Source organism: Bradyrhizobium sp. USDA 3256, from assembly GCF_054058275.1.
In genome coordinates this window covers 1,822,085-1,834,271 of record NZ_JBSSAE010000002.1, presented here as the reverse complement: position 1 = coordinate 1,834,271, position 12,187 = coordinate 1,822,085, and the positions used below count along the sequence as shown (strand labels likewise).

Genomic DNA, 12,187 nt, shown 5'->3' with positions numbered 1-12,187 from the left:
GTTCCGGGGTGGCGCGTAGCGGCGAACCCGGAACCTCGAGATTCCAGGTCTGGTCCTTCGGACCATCCCGGAATGACGGACACAAATTGAGGAAACACCGATGCCCGTTCCGACACACGTTTTCGATCCGCCGTTCAACATCATCCGCAGCAGCCATGCCGTGCTCGACGTCACGGATCTCGACAAGAGCGCCGCCTTCTACGAAAAGACAGTCGGCCTCCACATCGAGGACCGCGACGACAAGTCGGTGTATCTGCGCGCCAGCGAGGAGCACCAGCATCACTCGGTGGTGCTGCGCAAGGCAGCGAAGGCGGCCTGCAACCGGCTTGGCTTCAAGGTCGGCAATGACGGCGACCTCGACAAGGCCGCTGCCTTCTTCTCCGAGAACGGCATCGCCTACGCTTTCGTCGACCAGCCGTTTCAGGGCCGCACCCTGCAATTCACCGATCCGTTCGGCTTCCAGATCGAGCTTTACGCTACGATGGAGAAGCGCCCGCATCTGCTGCGGCGCTACGATCTCTACAAGGGCTGCCATCCGCAGCGACTCGACCATTTCAACGTGTTCGCCGCCGAGGTGCAGGACACCGTCGATTTCTACGCCCGGCTCGGCTTCCGCCTCACCGAATATGCCGAGGAGGACGGCGACAACGGCCGCATCGCAGCCGCCTGGATGCACCGCAAGGGCAACGTCCACGACTTCGCGATCACCAACGGCCGCGGCCCGCGCCTGCACCACATCGCCTATTGGGTACCGACCGCGATGAACATCGTGCATCTCTGCGACGTGATGGCCTCCTCCGGCTACCTAAAGAACATCGAGCGGGGCCCTGGCCGGCACGGCATCTCCAACGCCTTCTTCCTGTACATCCGCGATCCCGACGGCCACCGCATCGAGCTCTACACCAGCGACTATTTCACGGGCGATCACGACCATGAGCCGCTGCGCTGGTCGCTGCGCGATCCGCGCCGCCAGACGCTGTGGGGCGCGCCGGCGCCGCGCTCCTGGTTCGAGGAAGGCTCGACCTTCGCCGGCCAGGCGGTGCGCGAGCCGCGCTTCGTCGCCGACGTGCTGGTCGCGGACTGATACGAGATACTGCTCACCCGTCGTCCCTGCGAAAGCAGGGACCCATAACCACCGACCCACGTTGTTGCGAAGATCGTCGCCCCGCGTGCCATAATGTGAAGCCTGTGGTTATGGGTCCCGGCTCGCGCTTCGCTTGGCCGGGACGACACCAATGATTGGATTGCCGATGACTGCCCCTCGCCTCGCCACCTATTCCGTCAACGGCGCCACCAGCTATGGCGCGGTCACCGACACCGGCATCGTCGACCTCTCGTCGCGCTTCAAGGACTATCCGACCTTGCGCGATGCGATCGCCGCCGGCGCGCTGAGCAGGCTCGTGGAGGACGCCGCCAGGCGCGCGCCCGACCACGCGCTCGACGCAGTCGCGTGGAAGCCGCCGATTCCCACGCCGGAAAAAATCATCTGCATCGGCGTCAACTACCCGGACCGCAATGCCGAATACAGAGACGGCTCGGACGCGCCGAAATACCCGAGCATGTTCCTGCGGGTGCCACGTTCCTTCGTCGGCCACAACACGCCGGTGGTGCGGCCGCGCGTCTCGCCGCAGCTCGACTATGAGGGGGAGCTCGTGCTGGTGATCGGCAAGGCTGGCCGGCACATTGCGGAGAGCGTCGCGCTCGATCACATCGCCGCGATCACGCTCTGCAACGAAGGCACCATCCGCGACTGGGTGCGCCACGCCAAGTTCAACGTCACCCAGGGCAAGAACTTCGATTCCACCGGCAGCCTCGGCCCGTGGATCGTGCCCTACAGCGGTGAAGCGCAGATCGCCGATATCCGTCTGACCACGCGGGTGAACGGCGAGACCCGCCAGGACGACCGCACCTCGCGCTTGATCTTCGGCTTCCGCTACCTCATCAACTATATCTCGACCTTCACGACGCTGGTTCCCGGCGACATCATCGTCACGGGGACGCCGACCGGCGCAGGTGCGCGGTTCGATCCACCGCGCTATCTGAAGCCCGGCGATGTCGTCGAGGTCGAGGCCGAAGGCGTCGGCATCCTGCGCAATGGCGTCGTCGACGAAGCCACCTAACCTCACAAGCAAAGTGGACAGTGCCATGACCTCAACATCCGGCGGCGAAGCGATCGTCAACGGCCTCGTCGCCCACGGCGTCGACACCGTGTTCGGCCTGCCCGGCGCGCAGATCTATGGCCTGTTCGATGCCTTCCACCAGGCCCAGCTCAAGGTGATCGGCGCCCGACATGAGCAGGCCTGCGGCTACATGGCGTTCGGCTATGCACGCTCCAGCGGCAAGCCCGGCGTGTTCAGCGTGGTGCCCGGCCCTGGCGTGCTCAACGCCTCGGCGGCGCTGCTCACCGCATTCGGCTGCAACGAGCCGGTGCTGTGCCTGACCGGTCAGGTGCCGACGCAGTTTCTGGGCAAGGGCCGCGGCCATCTGCACGAGATGCCGGACCAGCTCGCGACGCTGCGCACCTTCGTGAAATGGGCCGACCGGATCGAATATCCCGACAACGCGCCCGCACTGGTGTCACGCGCATTCCAGGAGATGCTGTCGGGCCGGCGCGGCCCGGCTTCGCTGGAGATGCCGTGGGACGTGTTCACCCAGCGCACCCAGGTCGCCCCCGTCAAGCCGTTCGATCCGTTGCCGGCGCCGCATCCCGATCCGGACCGTATCAAGGCCGCTGCCGACCTGATCGCCGGCAGCAAGGCGCCGATGATCTTCGTCGGCAGCGGCGCCATCGAGGCGCGCGAGGAGATCCTCGAATTGGCCGAGATGATCGACGCACCGGTCGTCGCATTCCGCAGCGGCCGCGGCATCGTCTCCAACGCGCATGAGCTCGGGCTCACCATGGCTTCGGCCTACAAGCTCTGGCCGAAGACCGATCTGATGATCGGCATCGGCACGCGCCTCGAGCTGCCGACGATGTCGCGCTGGCCCTACCAGCCCGCCGGACTGAAATGCGTGCGCATCGATATCGATCCGGTCGAGCTGCGGCGCTGGCCGGCCGATGCTGGCGTGATCGCGGACGCCAAGGCCGGCACCGCCGATCTCGCCGCCGCTATGCGCATGGGCTACCGCAAGACCTCCGGCCGCCGCGCCGCGATCCGCGAGGCGACGGCCGCGACCGAGCAGGAGATCCAGCGCATCCAGCCGCAGATGGCCTATCTGAAGATCCTGCGCGAGGTGCTGCCGGCGAGCGCCATCGTCACCGACGAGCTGTCGCAGGTCGGTTTCGCCTCCTGGTACGGTTTTCCAATCTACGAGCCGCGGACCTTCGTCACCTCGGGCTATCAGGGCGCGCTCGGCTCGGGTTTCCCGACCGCGCTCGGCGCCAAGGTCGCCAATCCGGACAAGCCGGTGGTCGCGATCACTGGCGACGGCGGCTTCATGTTCGGCGTGCAGGAGCTTGCCACCGCCGTGCAGTTCAAGATCGGCGTGGTGACGCTGGTGTTCAACAACAACGCATATGGCAATGTCCGCCGCGACCAACGCGAACGCTTCGACGGCCGCGTCGTCGCCTCCGACCTGGTAAATCCGGATTTCGTGAAGCTTGCAGAATCCTTCGGCGTCGGCGCCGCGCGCGTCACCTCGCCCGATCACTTCCGCCCCGTGCTGGAGAAGGCGCTGGCCGACGGCGGCCCTTACGTGATCTCGGTGGAAGTGCCGACGGATTCGGAAGTTAGCCCCTGGGCGTTCATCCATCCGGCGCGGAATAACTAAGCCAAACGCTCGTCATTCCGGGGCGATGCGCAGCATCGAACCTCAGATGCGCAATTGCGCATCGGGGAATCTCGAGATTCCGGGTTCGCTTCGCGCCCCGGAATGACGACGCTAAGCGCTCTTCATGCCGCGTTGCAGCCGTGACGCGGCGATCACGAGCAGGCCGGCGCCGGCGACCGACCAGCAGGCGACCGGCGCCCAGTGCACCAACGGCGCATAGTCCGGCATCTTCTGCAGGCCGCCCGCGACCGCCGCCATCCGCGCAAAGGTCGCAAGCGCGAGCGCCGAGAAGACGAGGCCGGTGACCTTGCCTTCCGCGCCGGTCTCCCCGATCGCAAGCGCCGCGGACACCGCGCTCATCAGCATGCAGCCCCAGGCGGCCCCCGCCATGAATTGCGCCACGATCAGGACGTTGAGACTGCCGGCGATCTCGGCGGCGATGAGCGCAAAGGCGCCAAGCAGCCCCGCCATGCCCATCGCGATCAGGCCGCCGCGATGCTTGACGACGATGCTTGCCGGAAACATCGCGATGTTGAAACCGATCCAGAATACCGGCATCAGCCATTGCAGCTCGTCCGCCTTGGCAAAGCGCAAATAGAACGGCGCGCTGTTGATGTTGAAGTGCAGCTGGTAGCCGAGCGACAGCAGCACCATCGATCCGATCAGGAACATCGGCACCGCGCCGAGCCGCTTCGCCGGGGGCGCCAGCCGCGCCGGCTGCGCCTCCGCCGCGATGCGGCGCTCGACGCCGGAGAAGGCGAGCGCCGTCAGCAGCAGCACGGCGCCTGACAGCACGAACGGCAGCCGTGCATCCTGGTTGCGCAGCACGACGCCAAGATAGGGCGAGACCGCGCCCGCGATGCCATAACCCAGCATCGCCAGCGCCGCGAGGAACGGGACCGAGGGTTGCGCGCGATACTTGCCGAGCAGCGTCAGCGGCGGCGCCCGCAAGGCCGACGACGTCACGGCCCAGATCACGATCAGCACGATCAGCCAGACCTTTGCACCCGGCCCGGTGCCGGCGACGTAAGGCAACGCGATGAAGGCGGCGCAGGAGATTGCGGCAAGGATACCGACAAACAAGCCGAGGCGGCCGACCAGGCTCGAGATCCTGTCGGCAGCCATGCCCATCGCCGTGTCGGTGACGGTAAAGATGCCCTGATCCATCATCAGGATCAGGATCACGGTCGACGGTGCGATGCCGACATCGGCGCACAGCTTCGGCAGATAGATCAGATAGGTGGTCCAGCCCAGCGTGAACACGAGCTGCAGCACGGCGAGATAGACGCCGGTGCGGTTGACGGCGCGGTCGGCCTTGGTGGTCATCCGCCAAGTCTAGACCACCCGGCGCTTCAGCGCACCTTGCGGAAGGTCAAATTGATGCGCTGGCGGCCGAGCACGCTGTGCTCGCCATCGGCGAGCGGTGCGACGCCGTGATAAAATAGCCGTGACGGGCCGCCCCACACCGCAACGTCGCCATGTTCGAGTCGATAGCGGCGCGGCGTGTCGCTGCGCTGCAGGCCGCCGAACAGGAAGATCGCCGGCAGCCCGAGCGAGATCGACACGATCGGTGCGCGGTAGTCGAGCTCGTCCTTGTCCTGGTGCAGCGACAGTTTTGCGCCGGGGACGTAGCGATTGATCAGGCAGGCCTCAGGCGCGAAGCCGTTGAAGCCGGCTTCGTCAGCGGCGCCGGCGGCGAGCCTGCGCAACACCTCCGGCATTTCAGGCCAGGGTTGTCCCGAGTCGGGATCGATCGCATCATAGCGATAGCCGCTGGGATCGGAGACCCAGCCGACGCTGCCGCAATTCGTCATCGCGACCGACATGCGGTGGCCGCCCGGCGTGATCAGATGCCGGAACGGCGCCTGCTTGACAATGGTGCGCAAGGCCGGGATCAGCTCGGCCTCGAACGGCCGGACAAAGCCGCGCAACAGCACCGCGCCATCCGCGATCGTCTCGCGCGACGGCCGAGCATCGCCAATGGTCTCGAACAGATCAGCGGCCACGCCTCTCTCGCACTCACTTCGCGTCGTGGAAGATCACACCGACGGTGTGGCGATGGCCGGAGCGAATCCGGCTGACGCCGTGGCGCAGATTGACACGATACGGTCCGCGCGTCCCCTGCACCGGGCGATGATGCACGGCAAAAGCCACCGCATCGCCCTTGGCGAGCGGCACCACCTCGGGCCGTGACTGCATCCGCGGCCGCTGCTCGGTCAGCACGAATTCGCCGCCGGTGAAATCGCGCCCGGGCTGCGACAGCAGGATCGCGACCTGGATCGGGAACACATGCTCGCCATAGAGATCCTGATGCAGGCAATTGTAGTCGCCCTCGCCATATTGCAGCAGCAGCGGCGTCGGCCGCGTCTGTCCGGCGTCATGGCAGCGCTTCAGGAACGCCGCATGCGACGGAGGATATCGGATATCGATCCCCATCGTCTCGTTCCAGCAATTGGCTGTCGCGGTCAGCCGCGCATAGAGCGCCGGCCGCAGCTCCGCGATTAAATCCGGCAGCGGATAGGAGAAATACTTGTACTCGCCGCGGCCGAAGCCGTGACGGCTCATCACGATCCGGCCACGGAACTGGCTGTCGTCGGGATACAGCGCGGCGATGGCATCACATTCCTCAGGCGTCAGCAGACTGTTGAGGACGGCGCATCCCTGCCCGTCGAGGTCGGTCGTGATCCGGTCCCAATCGAGCCCGTCGACGCGGGCCGGGATGCCGGTGGGTAGGCGGGTGATGGTTTTGGCTGTTGCTGTCATGGGACGGAATCTGGCCCCTGATTGCGGGAGTCGCCACCCGATTTCTGATCGAAAGTTGGAGAACGTCACCGCAATTACGGTGTCGTCCCGGCGAAAGCCGGGACCCATAACCACCGTCGCTAGTTGTTGAAATCGCTGGGGCCACAGCGTGCCAACCACAACGCCCCGTGGCTATGGGTCCCGGCTTTCGCCGGGACGACGCGTGGAGCGAGTGTTAGCTGACTTTTTCGGGCGCGACTTGCGACGAAATCAACCCCTCACCGGCAGCGTCACCACATCGTAGCCGTGGCTGATCTTCCGCTTCAGCACCGGGTCTTCCAACTCGAACTCGAACCGGCTGGCCGGGCGGATGCCGCCCTTGGCGGCGAAGGTGCCGCCGAACATGGCGCAGCCGTCCGGCAGCGCGCCCTGATCGAAGCCGCGCGCGATCAGGTCCTTCACCGGCAGCATGTGATCGAGCGTGCCTTCCTGGTAGAGCACGCGCTGGCCGCCGATCACCGCCCAGGAGCGCAGAACCAGCTGGTCCCAATGGCCGATCACGTCCTCGAGCTCCCAGAGCTCCGATGCCATCGGCTTGTCGCACATCTGCTTCGACACCGTGACGCTGTAGCTCTCGACCTTGCGGTCGGTATGGTCGGAACCGCAGCCGACGAAGATGCGGCCCTGCCAGCCGATCAGCACGAACTCGACCTCGCCACTGGAATCCTCGCCGCAGACCTCGATGGCATCGGCGAAGGTAAGCCGGCGCGCCGAGCAGCGGTAGTAGATCGGCGTGGTCGCGGGCCGCGCGATGCCGAGCGCCTCGAGCTCGGCGATATGCTTGTCGCGCGCCACCGGATCGCGGCCTGTCCAGCCGGCGATCACGGCCTGCCTGATTTCCAGCGTCAGCGGAGTGGCGACGCCCTTGTCGTCGACATTGAAGGTGAGATCAAACACGGATCACGGTCTCCATTCCGGCAGCGAGCTCGAAAATGCGCCGATCCGAACCGCCCGCGGCGGCGAGCATCAGGCCGACCGGCGCCTCGCCCTCGCGATGCGCGGGCAGCGAGATCGCGCAGCCGTCGAGCACATTGATCAGCGTGCAATTGCGCAGCGCGCGCAAATTCTCGGTGGCGAACGCCTTGTCGTCGGAGAGGCTGGCGATCGTCGGCGGCAGGTTCGCCGTGGTCGGCAGCACCATCGCATCATAGGGCGCGATCCGCTTCTCGGTGCGGGCGATGAAGGAGCGGCGCGCGTTGAGCAGATCGATATAGTCGGCGGCAGGAAAGCCCTCGCCGCGCTGGATGCGCACGGCGACGCGCGGATCGTAGACGTCGCCCTTGCTGGCCAGCAGGAAGCGATGCCAGGCATAGCTTTCGGCGGCGGCAAAGCCGCCCTTGGCGTTCATGACGCCGACATCGAGCAATTCGGGCACCTCGATCCGCTCGATCAAGGCGCCGGCGCGCGACAGCGAAGCGAGCGCGCGCTCGAAGGTTTTTGCGACGGCATCGTCGAGGTCGTCGAGCGCAACCGTGGTCGGCACCGCGAGCCGCATGCCCTTGACCGGGCGCGGCGTGACCGGCGTCACCGGCTGATCCGCCAGCACCGCGTCGAGCGCGGCGCAGCAGGCCACCGAATTGGCCAGTGGACCGTAGCTGTCCAGCGTGAACGATAGCGGCACGCCGCCATCGAGCGGAATCCGGCGTTGCGTCGGCTTGTAGCCGACGATGCCGTTGAAGGCCGCGGGAATCCGGCAGGAGCCGCCGGTGTCGGTGCCGAGCGCGCCGAACGCCATGCCGTCGGCGATCGAGACCGCCGCCCCCGAGGACGAGCCGCCCGGCACGTGACCGACGCTCCGGGTCCAGGCGCTCTTCGGCGTGCCGTAATGCGGATTGATGCCGATGCCGGAATAGGCGAACTCGGTCATGTTGGTGCGGCCGATCGCGACGAAGCCGGCGCGCTTGAGCCGCGCCACCACCGGCGCATCGGCATCCGCCGGCGCCGAATCGTCCAGCGCCCGCGAGCCGGCGCGGGTCACCTGCCCCTTGATGTCGAACAGGTCCTTGATCGAGACCGGAATGCCGGCAAACGGCGACGGCGCCGCATTGGCCTTGCGCAGCCGGTCCATGGCGTCGGCGGCCTCCAGCGCAGCGTCGCGGTCGACATGGATGAAGGTGCGCTGGCCCTCGCCTGAGGGATCAGCGATCCTGGCGATGCACTGCTCGACGAGCTTGCGGGCAGAGGTCGCGCCGCTGGCGAGATCGGCGGCAAGGGAGGCGAGTGTCGGATTCTTGGGCATGGCTTTCACTTCACGGCTTGCACTTCATGGCTTGCAGTTAATTGTCGCGCGAACCGGGGCCGATTTCCAGCCCGCCGGCCCCTCACCTCGCATCACTTCAGCCCGAAATAGGCGCGGTGCAGCTCTTCATTGCCGCTCATCTCGGCAACCGTGCCGGAGAAGCGGATCCGCCCGCCTTCCAGCACGAATACGCGGGTGGCAATCTCAAGAAAACCGATATTTTGCTCAGCGATCAAGAGTGCCAGTCCGCGGCCCTGCAGGCTCGACAAGGCGCGCAGCACCTCCTTGACGAACAGCGGCGACAGCCCGGCCGAAGGCTCGTCCATCACCAGCAGCTTCGGCTCGGCCGACAGCGCCTTGGCGATGCCAAGCATCTTGCGCTGGCCGCCGGACAGGCTGGATGCGGGGTCGCGGCGCTTGTCGCGCAGCACCGGGAACAGGCCGTACAGTTCGTCGACCCGCGCCCCCGGATCGGCATGGCCCAGCGCCTGCGCGCCGACGCGGATGTTCTCCTCGATCGACAGGTCGGGAAACACCGCAAGCTCCGACATGTAGGTCATGCCGCGCTTCATGCGGTCCGACGAGCGCATCCTGGTGATGTCCTCACCGCCGAGCTTGATGTGGCCGCTGCGGGCTTCGATCAGGCCGACCAGCGACTTCAGGAACGTGGTCTTGCCCGCGCCGTTGGCGCCGAGCAGCAGCACGGTCTCGCCGGGGCGGACGTCGAGATCGACGCCCCACAGCACCTGCATGGTGCCGTAGCCGGCATCGACGCCCCTCGTGTCCAGAAGCGGCACCGCATCAGTGGGCATGCTCGCCTCCCAAAAATACCTCGATCACCTGCGGCTCGCGTACCGCGGTCGCCAGCGTGCCCTCGAAGATCTCCCTGCCCGCATTGAGCACGATGACGCGGTCGGTGATCTGCTCGATGAAGCCCATCAGATGCTCGACCACGATGATCGCCATGCCGGTCGCGGCCAAGGCCTTGATGCGGCCGGCGATCCAGTCGAGCTCTGCCGGGTTGAGGCCGGCCGCGAGTTCGTCGAGCAGCAACAGCCGCGGCCGCGTGGCGAGCGCACGGGTCAGATCGAGCATCTTCTGCTGCGCGCTGTTGAGATCGGCGGCCGGACGGTCGGCGACCTCCTTCAGCCTGAAATCCTCGAGCAGTTCGGCGATCGACGGCGCACCGGTCGCGCCGCCATAGGCCAGCGCCACCTGGATGTTCTCGCGCACCGTGAGCGACAGGAACGGCTTCGGCACCTGGAAGGTGCGGTTGATGCCGCGATGAACGAGCTTGTGCGAGGCGACGCCGCCGGCGGACGCGCCGTCGAACACGACCTCGCCGCCATCAGGCGCATAGAGACCGGAGATCACATTGATCGCCGTGGTCTTGCCGGAGCCGTTCGGGCCGACGAGGCCGAGGATCTCGCCCGGCACGACGTGAAAGCTGAGGCCGTCGAGTGCGTGGAAACCGCCGAAGCGCTTGACCAGCTTCGAGACCTCAAGGATCGGGGTTTTCTCAGGGGACATGCCACCCCCTGCGGGTTGCCAGCGACACCAGTCCTGCGGGCAGGAACAGCACCAGGCCCATGATCAGAAGGCCATAGATCAGCTGGAAATATTGCGGCGTGGTGAAGCCGATCAGATTGTAGATGCCGTAGAGGATCAGCACGCCGACGATCGGTCCGGTGATGGTGGCGACGCCGCCGAACAGCGCGAACACGATCGCGAAGATCGAGAACTCGCCGGAGAACACGTTGTCCGGATAGAACACCGAGACGTACCAGGCGTAGATGCCGCCTGCGAGGCCGGCGACCAGCGCCGAGGCGAGCCAGGCGATCACCCGCATCTTCACAATATTGACGCCGGCCATCGAGGCCGACACCGCGTCCTCGCGCACAGCCTGCAGCGCCAGCCCGAACGGCGAGTTCTTCAGATAGACCACTGCGCCGACGGTCAGCGCCATCACGACGACCGCGGCATAATACGCATGGCTCGGGTTGAACGTGCCGGTGAGCGACACGCCGTAGGGCCCCTTGGTGATGCCCTCCAGCGCCGGATTGGCGACGAAGTGCAGCACCGCGAGCGAGGCCGCGAGATTGGCGATCGCGAAATACGCACCCGACAGCCGCAGCAGCGGCGTCAATAGCAGGCCGAGCGCAACCGCCACGACGCCGCCGACCAGCACGGCGAGCGGCGCCGGCGTCTGCAGATGCATCACCATGATGGCAAAGCCATAGGCGCCGGCGCCGAAGAAGCCGACATAGCCGAACGGCAGATAGCCGGTGAAGCCATAGATGATGTTCACGCCTTGCGCGAGGATCAAGAAGATCACGAAGTTGAACAGCAGCAGATGGTTTTGATAGACGCCGGGCAGCAGTGCGAACACCACCACCAGCGGCGCCAAGATGAACAGCAGGTGTTTCGAGGCGTTATGCAACGCGCACCCGCCTTCCGAGCAGACCGCTCGGACGCAACAACAGGATCACGATCAACAACACATAGGGCAGCAAGTCGGCCCAGGAACTGAGATAGGTCTGCACAAGCATGTAGCACAGGCCGTAGACGACACCGCCGAGCGCGGTGCCGAGCGGATTGCCGAGCGAACCCAGCACGACGATCGCAAACGACGTCACGGTCGCGTCGGCGCCGAACGCTGGCGTCACCGAGCCGAACATGAAGGGCGCGAATACGCCGGCGACCGCTGCGATGCCGAGCCCGATACCGAACGCCGCCGCCGAGACGCGATCGACATCGATGCCGGTCGCCAATGCCTCGTCGCGCCGTGACATCACCGCGCGGGTCAGGGTGCCGAGCCGGGTGTGGTAGAGGTAGAGGTAGACCAGCGCGATCGCGATCAGGCTGGTGATGGCCGCGATCACCCAGGGTGCGGGAAAGCCCTGGCCGAAGATCTGGATCGGCCCTGCGCCGCCTGCCTTGCCGCCGAACCACTTCACCTTGATGGTCGTGAACACGGTGCCGAGCAGCCGGCTCTGGATCGAACGCTCGCTGGTGCCGGCGAAGATCGTGGTGACGGCTTCGATCACCTGCGACAGGCCGAAGAACAGGATGATCGACAGCATTTCCGGATTGGCCGAGCCTTGCAGCCGCGGTACCAGCACCCAGTACAGCAGCACGCCCACCAGCACGAACACCACGAAGGCGAGCGGCACCGCGAACAGCGGGTCGATGCCGGCGAGGCCGACCACGCCGAGCGCGATGAAGGCGCCGAGCATCAGGATGTCGCCATGCGCAAGGTTGACGATACGCACGACGCCGAACACGAGATTGAGACCGATGCCGACCAGGCTGAAATACAGCCCGAACAGCACGCCGGCAACGAGCGCATAGGTCATGCTACCGCTCGCCGCCGAA

Annotated in this window: 12 protein-coding genes; 3 read left to right on the top strand and 9 right to left on the bottom strand. The window is 66.1% G+C overall.

Going from position 1 to position 12,187, the window contains the following annotated elements; genetic code table 11:
* Nucleotides 1-100: 100 nt before the first annotated feature.
* The 3 genes from hpaD (at nt 101) to ACVWY5_RS10245 (ending at nt 3,771) form a co-directional block, all read left to right on the top strand.
* On the top strand, nt 101-1,084 hold the full coding sequence (gene hpaD / locus ACVWY5_RS10255) for a 3,4-dihydroxyphenylacetate 2,3-dioxygenase (RefSeq protein WP_028331743.1): 984 nt from the start codon (nt 101-103) through the stop codon (nt 1,082-1,084).
* Nucleotides 1,085-1,250: 166 nt separating this feature from the next.
* Complete coding sequence (locus tag ACVWY5_RS10250) at nt 1,251-2,120, top strand: fumarylacetoacetate hydrolase family protein (protein ID WP_028331744.1); 870 nt, start codon at nt 1,251-1,253, stop codon at nt 2,118-2,120.
* A gap of 25 nt (nt 2,121-2,145) precedes the next feature.
* Nucleotides 2,146-3,771, top strand: coding sequence for a thiamine pyrophosphate-dependent enzyme (locus ACVWY5_RS10245; protein WP_028331745.1), 1,626 nt, complete (start codon nt 2,146-2,148; stop codon nt 3,769-3,771).
* Between the two features lie 111 nt (nt 3,772-3,882).
* Here ACVWY5_RS10245 and ACVWY5_RS10240 read toward each other — a convergent pair whose 3' ends face one another.
* From ACVWY5_RS10240 to ACVWY5_RS10200, 9 genes are all read right to left on the bottom strand, one after another.
* Nucleotides 3,883-5,097 carry an MFS transporter gene (locus tag ACVWY5_RS10240; protein WP_028331746.1) on the bottom strand — a complete coding sequence of 405 codons (1,215 nt, stop codon included), beginning with the start codon at nt 5,095-5,097 and terminating at the stop codon, nt 3,883-3,885.
* 26 nt (nt 5,098-5,123) lie between these two features.
* Nucleotides 5,124-5,777 carry a DNA oxidative demethylase AlkB gene (gene alkB / locus ACVWY5_RS10235; protein WP_028331747.1) on the bottom strand — a complete coding sequence of 218 codons (654 nt, stop codon included), beginning with the start codon at nt 5,775-5,777 and terminating at the stop codon, nt 5,124-5,126.
* Nucleotides 5,778-5,790: 13 nt separating this feature from the next.
* A complete protein-coding gene (locus ACVWY5_RS10230; RefSeq protein ID WP_028331748.1) occupies nt 5,791-6,534 on the bottom strand; it encodes a 2OG-Fe(II) oxygenase in 744 nt (247 codons plus the stop codon).
* A 249-nt stretch (nt 6,535-6,783) separates the two neighbouring features.
* A complete protein-coding gene (locus tag ACVWY5_RS10225; protein ID WP_028331749.1) occupies nt 6,784-7,470 on the bottom strand; it encodes a DUF2848 domain-containing protein in 687 nt (228 codons plus the stop codon).
* Nucleotides 7,463-8,812 (bottom strand): amidase, encoded by a 1,350-nt coding sequence (locus tag ACVWY5_RS10220; RefSeq protein ID WP_028331750.1) that lies wholly within the window; start codon nt 8,810-8,812, stop codon nt 7,463-7,465. Before ACVWY5_RS10220 ends, ACVWY5_RS10225 begins: the two co-directional genes overlap by 8 nt.
* A 92-nt stretch (nt 8,813-8,904) precedes the next feature.
* A complete protein-coding gene (locus tag ACVWY5_RS10215; RefSeq protein WP_050386059.1) occupies nt 8,905-9,624 on the bottom strand; it encodes an ABC transporter ATP-binding protein in 720 nt (239 codons plus the stop codon).
* Nucleotides 9,614-10,342: an ABC transporter ATP-binding protein gene (locus ACVWY5_RS10210; protein WP_028331752.1), complete on the bottom strand. Its 729-nt coding sequence runs from the start codon at nt 10,340-10,342 to the stop codon at nt 9,614-9,616. Before ACVWY5_RS10210 ends, ACVWY5_RS10215 begins: the two co-directional genes overlap by 11 nt.
* On the bottom strand, nt 10,332-11,252 hold the full coding sequence (locus ACVWY5_RS10205; RefSeq protein WP_028331753.1) for a branched-chain amino acid ABC transporter permease: 921 nt from the start codon (nt 11,250-11,252) through the stop codon (nt 10,332-10,334). The genes ACVWY5_RS10210 and ACVWY5_RS10205 overlap by 11 nt, the downstream gene beginning before the upstream one ends.
* Nucleotides 11,245-12,168, bottom strand: coding sequence for a branched-chain amino acid ABC transporter permease (locus tag ACVWY5_RS10200; protein WP_028331754.1), 924 nt, complete (start codon nt 12,166-12,168; stop codon nt 11,245-11,247). The genes ACVWY5_RS10205 and ACVWY5_RS10200 overlap by 8 nt, the downstream gene beginning before the upstream one ends.
* Nucleotides 12,169-12,187: the final 19 nt, after the last annotated feature.

Bases quoted from the DNA above. Each gene is read 5' to 3' on its own strand.
- hpaD (WP_028331743.1), top strand. From the start codon at position 101: ATGCCCGTTCCGACACACGTTTTCGATCCGCCGTTCAACATCATCCGC.
- ACVWY5_RS10250 (WP_028331744.1), top strand. From the start codon at position 1,251: ATGACTGCCCCTCGCCTCGCCACCTATTCCGTCAACGGCGCCACCAGC.
- ACVWY5_RS10245 (WP_028331745.1), top strand. From the start codon at position 2,146: ATGACCTCAACATCCGGCGGCGAAGCGATCGTCAACGGCCTCGTCGCC.
- ACVWY5_RS10240 (WP_028331746.1), bottom strand. From the start codon at position 5,097: ATGACCACCAAGGCCGACCGCGCCGTCAACCGCACCGGCGTCTATCTC.
- ACVWY5_RS10230 (WP_028331748.1), bottom strand. From the start codon at position 6,534: ATGACAGCAACAGCCAAAACCATCACCCGCCTACCCACCGGCATCCCG.
- ACVWY5_RS10220 (WP_028331750.1), bottom strand. From the start codon at position 8,812: ATGCCCAAGAATCCGACACTCGCCTCCCTTGCCGCCGATCTCGCCAGC.
- ACVWY5_RS10215 (WP_050386059.1), bottom strand. From the start codon at position 9,624: ATGCCCACTGATGCGGTGCCGCTTCTGGACACGAGGGGCGTCGATGCC.
- ACVWY5_RS10210 (WP_028331752.1), bottom strand. From the start codon at position 10,342: ATGTCCCCTGAGAAAACCCCGATCCTTGAGGTCTCGAAGCTGGTCAAG.
- ACVWY5_RS10200 (WP_028331754.1), bottom strand. From the start codon at position 12,168: ATGACCTATGCGCTCGTTGCCGGCGTGCTGTTCGGGCTGTATTTCAGC.